The sequence below is a fragment of the Pseudomonas sp. m6p genome (assembly GCF_055760375.1).
This window is the reverse complement of the sequence record NZ_CM147084.1, coordinates 4,909,127-4,926,927: the sequence shown is the minus strand read 5'-3', so window position 1 is coordinate 4,926,927 and position 17,801 is coordinate 4,909,127. Positions and strand designations below refer to the sequence as shown.

Here is a 17,801-nt window from a genome sequence, read left to right as displayed (position 1 = left end):
TCGCGGGAGTACTGGTCAGGCATGAAGCTGCTTAAAGCGCCTACTAGCACGAAAGCTTAGACGTACTGCTTTTTGCCGCTCCTTTCGATTGGGCGCCCTTTGAATACGTGTGGGCCGTCCATCGTTAGCTCAATTTTGTCTCCCTTCCGAGTCAGCCAGGGGGTGGCTTCACTGCCGGCTTTGGAGGTAACTCCGGATGGACTTAGATGGATACCATCTTGGTCAATTTCGATTTGACCGATTACATAGGTGAACACCATTGAGCTGAAAAACCCGGACTTGAATTCGAATGCGCACTCTACGACCTGGTCGCCGTATTCCATCCGCATCTTTGGTTTTAGCGATGCCACCGAAACCGCACCGTTGTCTACTGCTGAATAAACGCTGCAGACCAGCACTACCTTGCCCCCCATGAGCTGCGAGATTGCTGGATTAATTTCGACGGTTTCAATACCTGGAGCGGAGGCGCTGGCGCAGACTACGTCACCGGTATGGAAAACGAAGGGATCGACGTCAAAAGCCCCACGCTTGTCAGGTGCCTGGATGATGGACATTCGCCCATCAGGACGAAGGATGCCAATCCGCAGATCGAGGTCGTCATTGTCAGATCCGTCGCCGTTATCAACCCACGTTGCGCTGACCCGAATAACCTTTGGAGCGGACGGCCCTTTTTCGAGGGACACCTTGTGGCTGCTGCCAGGTTTGTCCAGTTTAACCACGGTCTTGGCGATGTTGACGGGCTTTGGAGGCGGTGCAGGTGTCGCCGCCGGCGCGGAGGATGCAACGTCTTCAACTTCGATGCCATAAAACCCGCAGAGTCCGGCAAGACCTGAGGCGAAACCTTGCCATACAGAGCGCGCCTTGAGCTGGCCGTTCCGGACGTACAACTCAAGCACGATGATGCCCGTCTCTTGTGAAAAGGGCTCAGGTGCCAGTTCCAGGGTTTGGTCCCCGGCAATGACGATAGCGCGAAGGTCTTTGACTGCTTCGAAGCCGCCGGCGTTGCCGTCTTGCGTCAAAGTGATTGCGATCTTCGTGATATTGGACGGGAGTCGAGACGAGTCGAAGCTGATGCTGTGACTGACCGTGTCGCCATGAGCGATCGGGGGCGCGAATGTCGCCGCGCCTGAAGAGTGCACGGGTGCATTGAAGAAAACCATGCCGCTGTCATCCACCACCTTGCCAGTGTCGGTGACCAAAAACGCAGTAAGGTTTACGTCCAGGTTGTTACCTGCCGCATGGGTAACTTCCACCCGCCCTTGGGAGGAAGAGATCGTTGTGTTCTCGCCGGGTTTGAGTGACTGATTCAATTCATGCCGCCTATTCCATGGGTTTTCGCAATGCATTGTTCATGCGCTGCGCTTTCGTTGTTTGAGCGCGAACGCCGGCCAAGGGGAAAGATCCCCTCATTGGGACTGATCGCATTGATGCAGTTTAACGGCTTGGCCGCCGGCGACCGCCGAGACATCCATTCTCCATTTACACACCGTCTGAAACCCAGAATTGGAACGTGCGGGAGGGAATGTTGTGCCCGGCATTGAAAGTCCTCTCAGTCCCGTTAAGTTCTGATCGTAGGTAACGAAAACATCTGCCCGGCGTTCTGCATCGGAATTCGACGGGGCATTTTGAGTGGTGCCGTCTTCTGCTAGATGGCAATATGCTACATCTATTCGCGCTCCCCCTTATCATCCAGGGCCTGGCGTTTAATTTCTGACAAGGACCCGTTGGATGCTAATCGCACTTGTTGTTTTGAACGCCCTTTATTTGATCTGCAGTCTGCTGTTCAACGCCGAGCTGCTCAACTTCGCTGGCGCTGATATCCCCCTCCGAAAACTCGAAGTCCTTGAGACGTATAGCCAGATCCTGGCGGCTACGAGCATGTGCTTGCTGGTATGGCGAATCTGCTATCGACGTTACCAAGGCAAGGGGAGGGTGCTGTGGGTTTGGCTCGCAGCATCGACACTTGTTGTCACTCCGTTGACTTGGTGGTTTCAGGGGGCCGCTCCGGATTGGATCGCCGAGCAATTCCCCGGCTCGCTACGGGTTAGCAGCCTCTACGCATACGTCACCAAAAAGGGGTTGCTTTACGACTCCCTGACTATTCCGCAGATACCCTACAAGGCCTACAAGGACCAGGGAGAGGGCAAGGCTTTCATAGCAAACCTCGGCGTTCTGATGAGTGTTCAAGGCTCCTACGTCGAGCGCATCGACAAGAACTTCCAAGGCTTTTCAGCTGCAGTTTTTCGTGGCTACACCGTCCGTAATGGAGACGCGTTATACGAGCGGCTGCAAGAAACTGTCGTGCCCTCCATCAGTGACATCAGCAGGGCGTATGCACAGCTCGAAGGTTTTCGTGCAGGGGGAATTCCGGGGAGTGAGTGGCGACCGATCAAGTGGCCGAATGCTGGGGCAGATCTGGGGTACCAGCCGACCATTGACGAGTATGCCCGGTCAATCAATCCCGGTGTGCGGACACGAGATGCGCTGGCCAACACCACCGAGGTTCGCCACATGGCGAAAACCAAGCTCGGTCCTCTCTATGTGAAGGGCATGAACCTTCTGGCTACGCGAGAGCAGTACCAGGCTTATCTGCCTGGCATTGCCGACAACATGGCCTATGACGTCGCTCACACCGACATCCACGGCGCTGAGGGTTTGAACGTCCTCAAGAATATGTGGTTTATCCCCTTCTCCCTTCTTAGCGGGTTGTTCTTCGGCGGCATCAGTCTTGTGGTCTTGATCATCTCGGGTATTGAGGCGCTTCGAAGCCTCCCCGGGCGAATTCGCTTCGTTCGACCGGTCGCCGTGATTTCGATCGTTATGCTGCCTCTCGTTGTTGGCAACGCAATTGTCGATAGCCCCGGTTATAGAGATGCGTTCAGGAGCTTGGGCAAACAGCCAGTTGTGCTTGCCACCGTTTTCCATTGGGCCATGTCCTCAGAAGCAATGCTTTACAACATCACAAGGCCTCTGCTGAAAGCAGAGTGACCTACACAAAGGGAGAGTCACCGTGCGTAAAAAGTTTCTCGTTTCAGTACTGGCATTGGCCATCGCAGCATCAACCTCTGGCTGCGCTGAGTTGGGCATCAACAAGCAACAGGCTGGTACCGCAGTGGGTGTCGTCGCTGGCGCTGTCATCGGGCAGTTCATCGGGAAAGGCAACGGACGGATCGTGGCAACCCTGGTCGGCGGTGCACTGGGCGGTTACATCGGTAACAAAATCGGTGCAAAACTCGATGAGCAGGATCAGCAGGCCCTGGCGCAACGCACGCAAGATGCTTTGAACGCCTCGCCGAGCGGGTCCAGTTTGCCTGTGTCCTGGACATCGGCGCATTCCGGCGCTTCGGCGGAGATCGTTCAGGGCCAAGAGTTCACCCAAACCAAAACGGTTGAAGTGAAACGTGCACCTAAGATCGTTGCCGTCCCTTCGATGAAACTCATTAACGAGCAGTACGTCACCAAAAGCAGTTCGAACGTCCGCGCCGCGCCTGAAAAAGGCGCAGACAAAGTGGGTGGTTTGAAACCCGGCACCGAGTTCACTGCCGTTGGTTCGACAGGCGACTGGATTCTTGTCGGCCGCAAGGGTGTCACTGTCGGCTACGTCCACAAAGATTTGGTTGAACCAAAATCAGTAGCCGTTGCGAAGAGTGTGAAGCCCGCGGCCAACCTGGACGAGATGAACGTCGCTGCCGACAAGGAAACAAAGGCCTTCGATCTGGATTCGATCCCGACGTTGCCAACTCAGCAGGTCGCTGCTGAAACGTCTTGCCGGCCGGTGACCGTGAGCCTCAAAGCGGCCGACGGAAACACTGAGCAGGAGAAGAACACCTTCTGCAAACAAGCCAACGGCACCTGGGAACTCATCTAAGGGATCTTCATGAAAAACCGCGCACTCGCTCTCGTTGTAGTGGGTGCTTGCGGCATCGCGCCGCAAGCCTGGGCTCACCAGCTCGCCTACTCGAAGACAGAACAGATCCAGGTGAACGTCGATGGTGAGGCGACCACCTGGTGCAAACCAGAAGTGGCCATCACCATGCAGCGTCCAACGTGGGATGACCAGAAGCCGCTGAACACGCTTCTATCGAAGCTCCCGTATATTCTCGGACAGGAATGCCCGACGGCCAAGGTCACCTGGAAAGCAGTCGACGCAAAGGGGGCGGTTTACGCCACCGGTGCGGGCAATGCGACCAATCTGGGCCTGGCCACGCTGACTTCACCGCCTGCCGCTCCGGCCGCTGCCGCGCCCGCTGTTTCGGTAGCCCCCGTGGCTTCTCCTCCTACGCCACCAGCAGCTGGGGCGGCTGCGTCTGTACTACCAGCCGCCGCTGCGCCTACTGAGCCTGCCGTCGCAGCGCCTGTGGCTGCTGCACCGGCCCCAGCGCCTGTAACGGCACCTGTGATACCACAACCAGCACCAGAGGCTTCACCCGCGCCAGTGCAACCGGTGCCGGTGGCTCAAGTACCTGTGACGGTTGCGCCCGTTGCCCCTGTTGCTCCTGTAGCTGCCGTGGCCACAGTACCTGTGGAGGCAGCTCCAGCCGCCGCCCCTAAGCCTGCCGCTCCAGCTGAAGCGCCGGCCGCTGTTGCCGCCGTTCCTACCGGTGACTTCGGCCGCTCATTGGTGCTGGCCAACCAGAACCTGATGGGGATTACCGACGGAAGCGGATGCAAATGGGTTATCAGTAAGTCGGTAACTGATGAGTCCGATCCAAGTCTGTCCTTTGCGTCGACACCCGCCATGCCTTGCTCTGCATCAGGCTATGCCGAGGGGTCCTTTGACAAATTGCGTTGGGCGGTACCGAACACCTATCGCGGTGATACCTGGTCAAAAACAACCGTGCACCCGAGCGGTCTGATGTTCAACCAGGCACTGGTCCCAGCGGTGAAAGGCAAGGCGCTTTCTTTCCTGAATAGCCGGGCAGACCAAGCACTCTTTCAGGTGGGTGAACTGCCTGCGCGTAACATGAAGGTGTATTTGGCCTTTGAGCGCCCCAACTACCGTGTCCTGTCGCCGTTCTCCAGTGATCCGTATTACGTAGTGATCACTGCAGATGAGGCATTTGCTCTTGATGCGGTTGAGTTGAAGCGCGCTGTGGTTGAGGTCTACCAATTGGTGAAGGCAACGTCGCCAACGACCGTCGGCCTGTCGAACCTCTTCTTCGCCAAGAACTTCGAAGCGCTTTACCCCGAGGGATACGCGTCGGAAACCAAAGACAACATTCTCAAAACGCGTATGGGCGAGAACCGTGGTGAGTTTTACTTCGATGCTCGCCAAGGCAATAACTTCGCCCTGCGTCGCGAGGAGATCCGCATGAGAGAAGTACGTCGCCTGCAGCAGCAAATGGCTGAGCTGCACACACGCGTCTTGGAGCGTTACGAACAACTCAAATCCGGGATGAAGGAATTCGAAGGTCGGGAGGCTGAAGCGCTGGCGCAGATGGCCGGTATCAAAGTCACCTTCCCATCGCCGATCGCAATGCAGGACCCGAGCTCTTCAAAGTCCGCTGTGCCGATGATGATTCACGTCACCGGAAAGAGCGGCGACTTCTACGAGGTCGACTTCCCACGTAAGGGGCGTGTACAGGCTGATGCTGAACTGGAGAGCCAGTGGTACGTGCTGCCGGCGGCAAACATGACACCCTTCCTGCCGCTCGAAGACGGTCGCGCCGTTCCTACGTATCGCGTGTATACCGCTGGCGCGGCTGAGGCCTGCAAGCAAGACCACTGTGCTGACAGAGTGTCATTTGGTGCCGTACTGGCCAAGGAATTTCCTAGCGCCGGGATCGACTTCAACTGGACGCCTGCAGTCTCTCAGCAGCACGTGATTGATTGGCAGCAAGCATCTGCTCAAATTCAGTAAGGCAACCGACTATGAAAACGATGAACAAGAAGCACATCCTCATCGCCGCTGCGGTCGCCGGTATTGCGATTCTTGCGGCTGGTGTGGGGTTATCGAGCTCCGGCAAGAAGCAAGCGCTGCGTCAGTACGATGAGATGAAGGAACAGTACTTCCTCGAGAACGTCCTGAGCGAGGGAGATATTTCCTATTCCTTCTGGTCGGGAAACGTCACCGTTGAAACACCAGAAATCCGCCTGGTTGCAGCAGAGACCAACGGCGCAGATAAATTCCTGAAAGGGATTATGGGGCTGCTCGGTGGAATGGACTCCGGGGCAAAAGAGTCTGCCCTGGTCGAATGGTCACGGTATCTGCTTTCGTCCAGTACTGGTGGCGGTCGTGCCGGTGGCGTTTACTTGAAGGCCGACGCCCTCAAGGTTAGCCGCGAAGGTGATAACAAGAAGGGCGAGATTCATGTCCAATTGTTGGGCATGGACATGAGTACTCCTTACCTGTCGCACAAAGGCACAGATGTGGTCCTGCCTTCGGAAGTAGCGGATGAGATCCAGCCGCGCGCGGAGATGGATCAGTACGGAGGCGTGGTCAAGTCGCCCTACTCGTGGGGTAGCAATATCGTCCAACGTCTGCCGTTCACTGGTGCATTTATCACCGGCGCTACAGGGGAGTTCGGCACCAAAGTTGACTTGGACTTCAAGCTCACGCGCTCCAGCGACGGCGAAGGCTCGGTCGAGTTTGTAGTGGTGCATCGTAATGACGGCAGCGAAGTTGGCCGGATTGTGCGCGAGGCTAAATTTGCGTCCATCCCAGAGCTTGACGATGTCCAGGCGCAACTCAAGAGCGCGCTAAGTGGCTTCATCATGGGGGCTTACAGTACGTCCATGGGCCAGGCCGTAATTGCGGAAGCCGCAGGTGACTTTGCTCGTAAGACCAAGGTGGCCAGCTACTCGCTGACCTACAAGGGCTTCGACCAGTTAAAGGAGTCGTTCGACGAATTCAAGGCCGCTACCAAGCGTGAGGAGTTCACCGGCTTTTGCAATGAAACAGGCCTATCAGGTTATCAGAGTGACTTTGGAGTCAAGGGCAAGGATCACAGCGATTCGGAGTGCGCGATCGCTCAAAAGCTGGCCACCGATGCCAAGTTTGAAGAGTCCTACATTTTCAAGGAAGACAAGTCGTTATTTTCCGGCCTGTTCGTGAGCAAAAGCTTCACGCTTGAGACGAACTGATCACCACATTTCCTAGAGCCTGGAGTGCGGTCCGCCGTACTCCACGGTCACCTAAAAAAATCTCAAGACAAAGGCAGGCATTTCATGACGAACGTTTCCAAATGGGCAATCACGGCGCTCTGCTCGGTGCTGCTGGCCGGTTGCGGTTCAAGCCAGGACAAAGCTGAAGAACTGGTCAAGTTGATGGGCATGGACGTCCAATACAAGATGGTAGTGCAAGTCGCCACGTCGGGTTATGCATCCAAATATCGCGAAGTCGCGCCAGAAAAAATCAAGGCCGTGATCGAGGACAACATTTCCCAGGACCTACTGAAAGACACCCTGGTCCAGGTCTACGCAGATCACTTTGATGCCGACGAACTCGAATTGATGATCGAGGCCAGCAAGCATCCGGATCAGGCGATGAAAATTATCATGGGCTCTAAGGACGGCATGAAATTGGCCAAGAAAACCATGGAAGTCCAGGTTGATCTACAGCGTGATATGGCCAAAGCGTTCGAGGATCGTGATGAAGACATCGTGGACGAGTTGGACGACCTTCAGAAAGAAGCTCGCGGCTGATCTGTCATTTGCCTTCTTGTGCCCGAACCACGGTTATCGAGGCGGCAATTACGAACAGTTTCAGGTAGCGTTTGGCAATTAATGGAGGGTGGGATGAGGCTATTTTTGGTAATGCTGCTGGCGCTCAGCGGCTTCGCTCACGCCGGTTGCGGCAGCATCAACAACGACGATCAACGCGCCTACTGCTACGTCAAAGAAGGGAATGGGAGTTGCGCGAGCATTAAGGACGACGATCTGCGCGCTACCTGCTATGTGGAGGCCGGCAATGGCAGTTGTGCGAGTATCCGTGATGATGACAAGCGCAAATACTGCTACGTGAAAGAGGGCAACGGAAGCTGTGCAAGCATCAACAATGACGACTTGCGTAACGCCTGCTACGTCGAAACAGGCAACGGCAGTTGCGCGAGTATCCGCGACGACGACCAGCGATACCTGTGCTACGCCAAGACTGGCAATGGCAGTTGCGGGAGCATCAAAAACGATGACATGCGACGTCAGTGTGAAATGGTAAAGCGCTGACTGGCTTGCTTTAGCCTAGCCGTAACAAGGAATCGCACCTACAAAAAAATGCCAGTCAGGTAACTGACTGGCATTCATTCTGCGGTTAACGAATCTTCCAAGCTGAAAAGGCGGGTGGTTCAACTGTTCAACCCAGTACTTCGCCCCTGGTCTTGCGCTTGAATCGCCGGCGCATGAAAAACACCACAAACAAAATCAGTAGCGTGCCTACGCTGAGGAAGATCGTGTTGAACCAAGGAAACGGCTCTTCGCGACTGTTTGTGGCTTCGATGTCTGTGATGTTTGGGAACACGGACAAGATTTGAATGCGCCAGCCGTAGTAACGGATCAGCGCCAGTTGCTGGGCATCTCGTGAGTAACCCTGAGCCTTTGCCTGAACGTCGGCCGAATCAAACTTGAAGTACCACGGAAAACTCCAGCCGGTGTCGTCGTTTCGGTAAACTTTTACCACTTTCGATGTTGGGTGTTCAGTGTTAATGAAATACACGTCCCGGGTCGGGCCGTCGGCCGGGTTTTCAGCATTGATGACGCCGTCATCGTCCACACGTTTTACCTCAACGCCGGTGATGGCCACCACGTCGTACTGCGGCAAAACATAAAACAGACCCAGTCCCGCACCAGTGATTACGAGCAAGAATGCGCCGACAATCACCCCTTTAATCCACTTCATTTATGTGCTCCATTTTGATCGTCGAATTCTGCCCCAATTTGATCTTGGGTATTCACCTTTGACCGCTGGGGTGCTACTAAACTTGGTTAGCAAATGTGTAGGTGCTGCAGTGATAGGGGTTTGGGGAGCAATGGAACCGAAAACCAACGTAAGCACGAATTAGAGTTCGCTTTACTCGTATGTGACTGTTGATTGGAGAACTCTGATTGTCGAAACGAGTTTATCGAACCGCTTTTCGGATGTTTACGGTCCTTCCTGATGTTCGTTAAAGCGGTTTCATAAAACGGTGGTTTTATCGTACTCCCCAGACAGAGCGCTGGTTTGCGGGCAGGTACTGGGCTTAAGTGCGTTTACTGTTCCATTGCTCCCCGAACCCCAGCAGCATGAGTGCGGCGATGCAGCCAGTGATGACGAGCCAGCGCCGGCTGAAGCGGTCCGGCGCCGGGCGGCTGTAGGGGTCGGGGTAGGTCACGTCATTCTCCATGTTGAAATCAGCGCCAAAGGCCGCCGGTGCGCCAGCGTGGCGGACGTGGTGATACGGTCACCTCGGGGACGAAACGGGCCGATGGAAACGGCGGCATCGCGGGCGGCGGAGCAAGTTCCAGCAAGCGCTCAATGCGTTCAGCCGTCGCCGGATGCGTGCGCAACCAGGAGGGTTCCGGATTGCCCCATCCGGGCAGCAGCCAGGCGCGCCAGGAGCGGCTCACCCGCTCGATCTTGGCGAGCGCCGAGGCCAGCCCGTGCGGGTCGCCGGTCAATTCGGCAGCGAGCCGGTCGGCGTCGAATTCGCGCACCCTGGACAAGCCCAACTGAGCCAGCAAGGCTAGCTGTGGCGCGACCGCCAGTAGAAGCAACGCGGGCCAATTGACTTCCGTGACTCCAAGCAATAGCGCTGGCAAGCTGAGCACGATCGCAAGCTGCCCCAACAAGGCTAGAAGATGGGTGAGCCGGCTGATGGAATCGGCCAAGCCCATGACACGCAAATCCTCGTTCGCAATATGCGCGATTTCGTGGCCGAGCACGCCGGTCAACTCGCGGGGCGTGAGGCTACGCAGCAGGCCGTCGGTCAGCGCGATGGCCGCGTGATGCTTCGAACCGGTGGCGAAGGCGTTGACGACCCCGCTGGGCACGTAGTGCGGTACCGGCACGGCAGGCAGCCCGGCCCGCGCCGCCAGTTCCGCGCAACACAGCCCAAAGATCGGGCGCTTCATCCGGGTGCAGGGGGCGTGCGCCATACAGCCGCAAGGTCAGCCCGGAGGCGGCCGCCGGTTCGAGCAGCAGGGTGAACCCCGCGGCCGCAAGCGCCAGCCAAAGCCCGCCGTCACCCAACAGCAGGCTGCCAGCGACGGCGGCAATCCCGAGCAGGGTCAGCACCAACAGCGCGGTTTGCAGGCGATTGAGCCAGCGATGCCGCGCGCCGACATTCTGCGCGTGGCGCAGATCACGACTGATCATCTGAGCTTTCCCCGGCTGTCCGGTCATCGCGCTCGCGCAGCAGCCAGTAAGTCGCCCCGAGGGCCAGTGTCGCGCCTGCGAGCGCCGCGACCTTGGCGGGGCCGGTCTCCGGGTCGAGGATCACGAATTTACGCGCCAGGGCCATCAGCCCGATCAGGATCACCGTCTTGACCTGGATGATGCTGTCGCGCCGCAAGGCCACCCGCACGATGGAATGCTTGAACTCCATGGCGATGAGCAGCGTCATGATCATGCCGAACACGGTCTGGAAGACCTTGTGATCGAGCGGATTGAACGCATCAATGATCAGCAGGCTGAAGACGATCGAGATCAGCTGCAGCAGCGAGACCACGATAATCACGGCAATGATTGCGGACAGCGCGAGCGCGATCACCTGTTCGAAGCGCTCGTAGAACGTCATCACTGCCCATTGGGCGCGAAATGTTTTGATCGGGTCTGCTTGCTTTTCCTTCATCGCCACTCCTCTCAATTCTGAAATACTTGTGCACCCACAACTTGGTTGCGCCCTTGTCTTTTTGCCTGGTAGAGCGCGCTGTCCGCCTGCTGCATCACCTGCTCGACAGAGTGCAAACGGGGGTCAAGGAGAGCCTCCCCCCATGCTGGCGCTATAGCTGATCGACACCTCTCCACACACCACCGCTGTCGCCGCAGTGTCCTGACGAAATCGCTCCGCCCATACTTGGGCGTCTTCTATCGATGCCGCTTCCAACAACACAGCGAATTCCTCCCCCCCAATCCGGGCAGCCATGTCGGTTGCGCGAACATGTTCCCTCAACCGTGAAGCAAAGTGCTTGAGCACCTCATCGCTGCATCCGTGTCCATAGGTGTCATTGATACGCTTGAAGTGATCGATGTCGCAGAGCACAAGTGCTGCTTGTATCTCGGTGCTGCGTTTGAGGCGCTCCCATTCCAGCTGTAATCGTTCGTTAAAAGCCCGCCGGTTCGACAAGCCGGTCAAGGGGTCGGTGATCGCCATACGCAGCAACTGCTGCTCCATTTCCTTGCGAGAAGAGATGTCGAGCAGAGTGCCGACTATCAGTTGCCTGCCCGCGCCACCCAGCCAACGGCCGCGATCCAGCACCCAAATCCAAACGCCAGATCGATGACGAACGCGGTACTCGCACTCCAATCGCTCCGACGGGTTTTCTTGGTAAGCGCGCACCTTTGCCAGAGCGACCGGCAAATCCTCCGGGTGAGTACGCGCTTGCCATGCGGCATGGGTGGCGCCAACCTCCTCGTCGGAGGTCAAGCCGAACATCGCCAGACTGCGGGCAGAAAGCCTGAAGCTGTCGGTAGCGATATCCCACTCCCAGAATCCCAGCCCTGCGCCCTCCAGGGCGATGGCGATCCGTTCCTTGTCATCGATTTGCGCTTGTTGGCGATGCTTCAGCTCGTCACGCCTCTGGCGATTGGTACGAACAAAACGCCATAGCGCAACCGCCATGCCAATATTGGCAAGTAGCGACACCATCAGTCAAATGGTCGGCCCGTTCATGGTCTATCCCCACCTGACTCACTGAGTGTCTGCCGTAATTCCTCGATCCGGTGGTCGACTTGGTCGGCGTTGATGCCCAACATCAACAGTACCTGCTCGGCCAGTCCCAGTCCCGCAGCCAGGTACAACGGGTACAGTCTGACATTGGGCAGATTACGCAAAAGCTGGGCATCCGTTACGCGCTCAGTGGCCACCACCACGGACAAGCTCAGGCGGCGGTCGAGAACCGCCTGAGCGATACGCAGGGCCGTCTGCGGACGGGCAAACGTCAGCACCACCAGGCGGGCATGGGCCAATCCGGCGGCGGCCAGGGTGTCGAGCCGACTGGCATCGCCATACGACACCGGCGCCCCCATCGCACGCCCCGCTTCGACCCGTTGGCGGTCCGATTCCAGCAGCAAATGCGGTATGCCTGCCAGGCGCAGCGTTCGGCTCAGCAGCAGCCCGACGTCATCCGCCCCACAGATGATCACATGGTCGCGTAACGACCGCGCCCGCTCGGCGACTTCGCCTTCTTCGGCCTGCGGTGGCTGACCGAGTGCGCCCGAGCGGCTGAAAGCCCGCGCCCATCGGTCATGGTGTCGGATCAGGAGCGGTGCCAACCCCATGCTCAACACCAGCGCCACCAGCATCGGTTGCACCATGGTGGCGGCGATCAGGTGCTGCTGCATGACCATGCCCAGGAGCAGCAGCGCAAACTCGCCGCCATGACCCAGCACGATGCCTGCGCGCCAGGCGTCGAGCGCCGACAGGCGGGTTGCGCGCAGCGCCAGAAAGTTCAGCCCCATCTTGAGAGGCACCAAGGCCAACAGCCAACCCAGTACCGCCAGCGGTGCGGCCACGATCTGCGCGGTGTCCAGCTGCAGGCCGATGGTCACGAAGAACAGGCCCGACAGCACATCACGAAAGGGCTTGAGGTGGCTTTCCATGTGGTGCCGGAAGTCGCTCTCGCCCAGGACCATGCCGGCGAGAAAGGCCCCCAGGGCGGCGGATACGCCGACGGCGTGTGCAGCAGCGGCTGCCGCCACGACCACGCACAAGGAGACCAGCACGAAGGATTCTTCGTGGCCCTGCCGCGCCACCCAGCCCAGCAGGCCATGCAACAGACGACGCGAGGCAACCGCCGCTGCCGCGAACAACACCAGCACGCCCAACACTTCGAGCAGCACGCTCTCGATCTTCGGCGAGTCGCCGCGCGCCCAGATCGCCAGCAGGGCCAGCAGGGGCACGCTGGCCAGGTCCTGAAAGACCAGCACGGCGATGGCACTGCGGCCGTGGCGGGTGGTGAGCTCGCCTTGGTCGGCCAGCTGTCGGCTGACCAGCGCCGTGGACGACATGGCCGCTGCGGCGCCGAGCAGTGCAGCGCTCTGAGCTGGCTGACCCAACCCGATCAGCACCAGGGTCAGTGGCGCGGCCACGACGACCATCTGCAAGCTGCCGGACGCCAGTACGGTCTTGCGAGTGAGCCAGAAGTGCCCCAGCGAGAATTCCAGTCCGACCATGAACAGCAGCAGGGCCACACCCAGTTCGGATATGAAAGTCAACGCCTCTCCCGGCGCGATCACACCGCTGACCGAGGGGCCCAGCAAGGCGCCGACGGCGAGGTAACCCAGCAAGGCGGGTACTCTGAACGCCGCCGTCGCCACCACCGCGAGGCTGCACGCCGCCAGCAGGATCAGGGTAGTGCCGAGCAAATCCTGCATCGGTCAGCGTCCCACCTGTGCAGAGGCCCAGCGCACGATGTCCTGCGAGCCCATGGCGCCTGCCTGGCGGGCGATCTCACGTCCGCCCTGGAACAGGGCGAGCGTCGGAATGCTGCGGATACCGAACTGCGCGGCCAGGTGGGGCTCAGCCTCGGTGTTCACCTTTGCCAGCCTGATCCCGGGTTCGAGCTGGCGCGCGGCTTGTTGAAACTGCGGCGCCATCATCTTGCACGGCCCGCACCAGGGCGCCCAGAAATCGACCAGCAGCGGCAGATCGCTGCGCTCCACGTGGCGCGAGAACGTCGCCGTCGTCAACTCGATGGGCTCGCCGGTGAACAAGGGCTGCTGGCAGCGGCCGCAGTTGGGACGATCCGCGAGCTTGGCGGCCGGCACGCTGTTGATGGACTGGCAATGTGGGCAGACGATGTGGAGTTCATTTTTCATGGTTCGCTTCCTTGGACTGCGGTGAGGTTGCCTCGCTTCGGATCACCGACATCGCCGACCAATTTACGCCTTTGATCCAATCGTTCCCGTCTTCGCTCACGCCGGCATCTTCCACGTGAGCCGCAATGAAGGCTTCGGCTTGAATGAGCCCCGCTCTGACAGCATCTATCTTATTAGGCATCCGCAGGATTTCAGCAGCGCAGCCTGCATCCAGCCCATCCACCCGGATAAGCAGAAAAATGCGGCGCCACAAGTGCGGCATACCCTTCATCAGGTCGAATGCAAATGCGAATTCGCTCGATCTGTCACCAATTTCCTCCTGTTCGGCGATTGCTGCTGGGTCGGGAAGCCGACTATCAGCCATGACGTCGGCCAGGCTGAGTGCGTCATCAGGCTGATAAAACTCGTAGAACTCTTCCTCTACCATGGCCTCCGCCATGTCCTGCGCATCCGCTTCGACCGGCGCATCCAGCGAAACGGCCTCGCCATATTGCCGGCTGTTTGCCACTTCGCGATCAATGACGGCAAAAAGATGTTTCAAAAGATCGAGGTAAGCGGCATTTTCTTCTGGAACGGATGTCCATACCGATTCAGCCAGAGCAATCGCTTCGTCCACCACGTCGTGCAGCGTCGGATAATCGCGAGGCAAATCACCGGCGGCATGCAGATAAGCCAACTCGCGTTGCGCAACGGCCTCAACCTTCGGCAGCAGCGTCTCGATTATCCCGCGTGCTTGCTGGACGACAGAGGCAGGTTGAGTGTCGATCCGCGCCTTGAGCTCGCGCAAGCGTTCACGACGCGCCTTACGCTTGATTTGATCCTGAGCGCTCAGCCGATCAAAGTGCTTCTTGGCCTGCCGGAACAACGCCTGCGCTAGCATGTGCGCGAGAGGCGTCAGATCGTTATGCGATGCAGTGACGCTGACGATTTTTTTGCCCGGCAAGTGCATGTGGCCACTGGCCGTTAAGCGAGATCCTTTTTTCGCGCGTTCGAGGACGATTTGAAGACGTACCGAATCTTCGGAGCGCTTTTCGATCAGCGGCTTGAGAGCGGGTTCAACCGCTTTTTCTACAGACATTCGCCAAGGTTCATGAAATTCTTTTTCGACGAGTCGATAGCTATATTGTATACGCATGCTCAAGCCCTTTAGGGTTGTCCGCCCAGGTGAGTGGACCCGGGTGATTGGATATGTTGATTTTCAAAGATGATCTTACGGTTTGGTTTTTCACGCCCTTACCGCTGACGCGCTTTGCGCAAACGCCAACTAAGAAGCAAAAGAGTCATACCGAAGATCGCAGCATGGAAACCCAATACCCAGCCCGCGGCCAGAAATGATTCGATCGGGCGGGTAAAAAACATCCATAGGATGATCGCACCGAGGAGCACGGAAAGCAGCCCGCTGAGGGCAAGCCAGATCTCGCCCTTGATTTCCCGGCGCAGACGAACGGCGGCGGATATCTCCAGCATACCGGTGAAAATTGCCCAGAATGCCACGCTTACCCACAAGAAATAGGCCAACGCCAAAGTGGCAGCCAGAGGGGCAACTACCACAACGACACCGGTGAGTATGCCGACGATGCCGCTGAACAACAGCCAGCCCCAGCGCTGCTTTTGCCGCATTTGCCGCACCGCTGCAACCAGGTTGAACGCACCATTGACCAAAGAAAATGCGCCGAACACTATCGTCATGGCGAACAAAGCCGAGTGTGGCATCCAGAATGCGAGGACTGCAAAAATCAACGCGAATATGCCGCGCAGCGCAAACAACCACCAATTTTGGGTCAGTGAACACACGGCATCGGCAGGGTTATCCGCATTCGAATCGGCGATGGTATTTGCATTCATGCGATATCTCCTTGATGGATCATGAGATCAGGAAAATCAAGCCTTCATGGCGAAGAGAGGGGCTATTCGCCCCTCTCTTGCGGTTTTAGAACAGCTTTGACAGTCTCGCCTTGATTTCATCGAGCCAGCCTTTTCCGCTCCCGCCTCCGGCCGTCTTTTCCTTGACTTTCTTGAGTTCAGAGTACAGGGGCTCAAAGTCCTTCTTTTTGCCATAGCCCAGCAGTTCTGCCATTTCCAACTGCTGCCGGGCTTCGTTTAACAAGTCCTGCAGGCGTTCACCGGACGCCTCGCTGCGCTGGCCATCTTCTGTCAAGGTCTCGGCGCGCTTGACGAGCAGTTTGGCGCGCAGGATGGGCAGCGGGATGACGCTGAGTGTCTCGACGAGCGTGCCGAGCGCCAACTGCAGCGCGGCCTTGGCCTCTTCGATCTTGCCCTGATCGATCAGCGGCACGACGGATTTCACGGCTGCCGGGTAAGTCGCCAGAGGGATGTTGGTGACCGCAATCACGATTTCGCTGGCCAGCAATGCCAACACGCGACGAGCGCGTTGCACCTCGCCATGTTTGAGGGCATCCAGCGCCTCGTCAGTCATCGCCTCAACGGTTTCCGTGTTGGCGAACAAGTCGTGCACGATGGTGCGCACATCAACGGGGGCCAGGGCGAGCGTGGGTTCGCGTGCAACGATCAGCTCCAGCTTTCCCGTCACTTCGGCCAGCGTTGCCAGTGCTCGCGCGGATTCTTTTTCGTCCAGGGCCGCCAGCGCTGATTTGGTCAGCGCCAAGGCCGAGACGGCCTCATCGAGGACTTGTTTACGTTTGTCTGCCGCTTGCGAGTCCGTTTCCTTCTGAACCTCAGGCTGTACCTCCGTGACGACTTCAGGCTTGGGCTCTGGTCTGGCAGGAAGGCTGCTTACCGCGGCCTGTTCGTTCGTGCCTTCGTTGATCGCGTTGGGATTCGATGTTTGCTCATTCATGGTGATATGCCTCGTATGAGATAGTGAAAATAGGGGAATCTATTGGGGCCGACTGCGAATATCGCGAGACTGACCGATGGAGCAGTCGGCCCCTTCATCACCTCAAAACAGCTTTTGGATGCGCGTCTTCAACTCGTCGAACCATCCATTGCCGCTTTTGCCACCAGCCGACTTTTGCTCAATGGACTTCACCTGATCGAAGATGGGTTTGAAGTCCTCCTTCTTGCCATAACCCAGGATTTGCGCCAGCTCGATCTCCGTGCGCACGGACGACAGCAAGGTGCTGAGCTCCTCGTTCTGCTTGGCATCGCGCTTGTCAGTCTCGGCCAGCTTTTCAGCTTTTGCTATCGCGGCCTCGGCCCGTAGCACGGGCAGAGGGAGTACAACTTGGATGACCACCAGCGTGTTCAGTGCTCGGGCGAGCTCTGCTTTGGCTTCGTCGATCTTGCCGCTGTCGACGAGCCGTGCAGCCGACTTGATCGCTGCCGGGTACGTTGCCATGGGCAGGTTGTCGGTTTCGATCACGATTTCGCTGGCCAGATTGGCAACGATGGGCCGGGCCTTTTGCACCTCGCCATCACCCAACAACTCCCGAGACAACTTGACCGCTTTCTTTACCGATTCCACGTTGGCGTGGATATCATGGGTGATGACGCGTACATCGACCGGCGCCAAAGCAAGTTTGGCGTCGCGTGCCAATACCAGTTCCAGCTTTCCGGTGGCCAGTTCCAGCGCAGCGAGCGCCTCCTTGGTCTTATTTGCATCAAGGAGGGTCAAAGCCTCCTGGGTCTTGGTGAGCGCCGTGATGGCGTCCTGAGTGAGCTCGGAACGCTTTTTTTCGGCTTCCTGGGCGGCCTTGTCGTCTACTTGTGGCTGCGCCGCCTTGGGTGCGACAGAGGGCGCTGCAGCGCTTGGACTTGCCGCCGATTGGGCCAAAACCGGTCCACTCAGTCCGATGCAGACCGCCAGGGCAAGTGCGGAACGGATGTATTGGGGCTGTTTGATATTCATGATGTTGGACTCCAATTGAAG

At 58.0% G+C, this 17,801-nt stretch carries 18 protein-coding genes and 1 pseudogene; 6 read left to right on the top strand and 13 right to left on the bottom strand.

Features of this window, described 5'->3' with window-relative positions:
- Positions 1-56 precede the first annotated feature (56 nt).
- Positions 57-1,310, bottom strand: coding sequence for a TerD family protein (locus ACYZUM_RS22460; RefSeq protein ID WP_042561209.1), 1,254 nt, complete (start codon positions 1,308-1,310; stop codon positions 57-59).
- Between the two features lie 418 nt (positions 1,311-1,728).
- On the opposite strand from ACYZUM_RS22460, the gene ACYZUM_RS22455 reads away from it, so the two are divergent.
- The 6 genes from ACYZUM_RS22455 (at position 1,729) to ACYZUM_RS22430 (ending at position 8,163) form a co-directional block, all read left to right on the top strand.
- Entirely contained in the window at positions 1,729-2,988 is a 1,260-nt protein-coding gene (locus ACYZUM_RS22455) for a hypothetical protein (RefSeq protein WP_042561208.1), read from the top strand.
- 22 nt (positions 2,989-3,010) lie between these two features.
- Positions 3,011-3,868 (top strand): SH3 domain-containing protein, encoded by an 858-nt coding sequence (locus ACYZUM_RS22450; protein ID WP_033896491.1) that lies wholly within the window; start codon positions 3,011-3,013, stop codon positions 3,866-3,868.
- Between the two features lie 9 nt (positions 3,869-3,877).
- Complete coding sequence (locus ACYZUM_RS22445) at positions 3,878-5,860, top strand: hypothetical protein (RefSeq protein WP_042561207.1); 1,983 nt, start codon at positions 3,878-3,880, stop codon at positions 5,858-5,860.
- Between the two features lie 11 nt (positions 5,861-5,871).
- Positions 5,872-7,083: a hypothetical protein gene (locus ACYZUM_RS22440; protein WP_033896493.1), complete on the top strand. Its 1,212-nt coding sequence runs from the start codon at positions 5,872-5,874 to the stop codon at positions 7,081-7,083.
- A gap of 84 nt (positions 7,084-7,167) precedes the next feature.
- Positions 7,168-7,644, top strand: coding sequence for a DUF2059 domain-containing protein (locus ACYZUM_RS22435; protein WP_042561206.1), 477 nt, complete (start codon positions 7,168-7,170; stop codon positions 7,642-7,644).
- 93 nt (positions 7,645-7,737) lie between these two features.
- A complete protein-coding gene (locus ACYZUM_RS22430) occupies positions 7,738-8,163 on the top strand; it encodes a hypothetical protein (protein ID WP_042561205.1) in 426 nt (141 codons plus the stop codon).
- 127 nt (positions 8,164-8,290) lie between these two features.
- Here the strand turns inward: ACYZUM_RS22430 and ACYZUM_RS22425 are convergent, their stop codons facing one another.
- The 12 genes and pseudogenes from ACYZUM_RS22425 to yfdX1 all read right to left on the bottom strand — a co-directional run bounded on the left by ACYZUM_RS22425 (position 8,291) and on the right by yfdX1 (position 17,780).
- A complete protein-coding gene (locus ACYZUM_RS22425) occupies positions 8,291-8,833 on the bottom strand; it encodes a DUF1523 family protein (protein ID WP_033896496.1) in 543 nt (180 codons plus the stop codon).
- Between the two features lie 340 nt (positions 8,834-9,173).
- A complete protein-coding gene (locus ACYZUM_RS22420) occupies positions 9,174-9,305 on the bottom strand; it encodes a hypothetical protein (RefSeq protein WP_257012236.1) in 132 nt (43 codons plus the stop codon).
- A 19-nt stretch (positions 9,306-9,324) separates the two neighbouring features.
- Positions 9,325-10,288 (bottom strand): annotated as a pseudogene (locus tag ACYZUM_RS22415) (zinc metalloprotease HtpX).
- Positions 10,275-10,763 carry a phosphate-starvation-inducible PsiE family protein gene (locus ACYZUM_RS22410; RefSeq protein WP_047290147.1) on the bottom strand — a complete coding sequence of 163 codons (489 nt, stop codon included), beginning with the start codon at positions 10,761-10,763 and terminating at the stop codon, positions 10,275-10,277. The pseudogene ACYZUM_RS22415 and the gene ACYZUM_RS22410 overlap by 14 nt, the downstream one beginning before the upstream one ends.
- Before the next feature lie 11 nt (positions 10,764-10,774).
- Positions 10,775-10,858 carry a hypothetical protein gene (locus tag ACYZUM_RS22405; RefSeq protein WP_193759561.1) on the bottom strand — a complete coding sequence of 28 codons (84 nt, stop codon included), beginning with the start codon at positions 10,856-10,858 and terminating at the stop codon, positions 10,775-10,777.
- A gap of 28 nt (positions 10,859-10,886) precedes the next feature.
- Positions 10,887-11,780, bottom strand: a complete 894-nt coding sequence (locus tag ACYZUM_RS22400; RefSeq protein WP_176464243.1) for a GGDEF domain-containing protein — start codon at positions 11,778-11,780, stop codon at positions 10,887-10,889.
- Between the two features lie 20 nt (positions 11,781-11,800).
- On the bottom strand, positions 11,801-13,507 hold the full coding sequence (locus ACYZUM_RS22395) for a cation:proton antiporter domain-containing protein (RefSeq protein ID WP_034113490.1): 1,707 nt from the start codon (positions 13,505-13,507) through the stop codon (positions 11,801-11,803).
- A gap of 3 nt (positions 13,508-13,510) precedes the next feature.
- Positions 13,511-13,951 (bottom strand): heat resistance system thioredoxin Trx-GI, encoded by a 441-nt coding sequence (trx-GI, locus tag ACYZUM_RS22390; RefSeq protein WP_000787151.1) that lies wholly within the window; start codon positions 13,949-13,951, stop codon positions 13,511-13,513.
- Positions 13,941-15,086 (bottom strand): hypothetical protein, encoded by a 1,146-nt coding sequence (locus ACYZUM_RS22385; RefSeq protein ID WP_029611654.1) that lies wholly within the window; start codon positions 15,084-15,086, stop codon positions 13,941-13,943. Before ACYZUM_RS22385 ends, trx-GI begins: the two co-directional genes overlap by 11 nt.
- A gap of 98 nt (positions 15,087-15,184) precedes the next feature.
- Entirely contained in the window at positions 15,185-15,796 is a 612-nt protein-coding gene (locus ACYZUM_RS22380; RefSeq protein ID WP_000993372.1) for an HdeD family acid-resistance protein, read from the bottom strand.
- An 85-nt stretch (positions 15,797-15,881) separates the two neighbouring features.
- Positions 15,882-16,769: a YfdX family protein gene (locus ACYZUM_RS22375; protein ID WP_016782891.1), complete on the bottom strand. Its 888-nt coding sequence runs from the start codon at positions 16,767-16,769 to the stop codon at positions 15,882-15,884.
- Between the two features lie 102 nt (positions 16,770-16,871).
- Positions 16,872-17,780: a heat resistance protein YfdX1 gene (gene yfdX1 / locus ACYZUM_RS22370; RefSeq protein ID WP_016782890.1), complete on the bottom strand. Its 909-nt coding sequence runs from the start codon at positions 17,778-17,780 to the stop codon at positions 16,872-16,874.
- Positions 17,781-17,801: the final 21 nt, after the last annotated feature.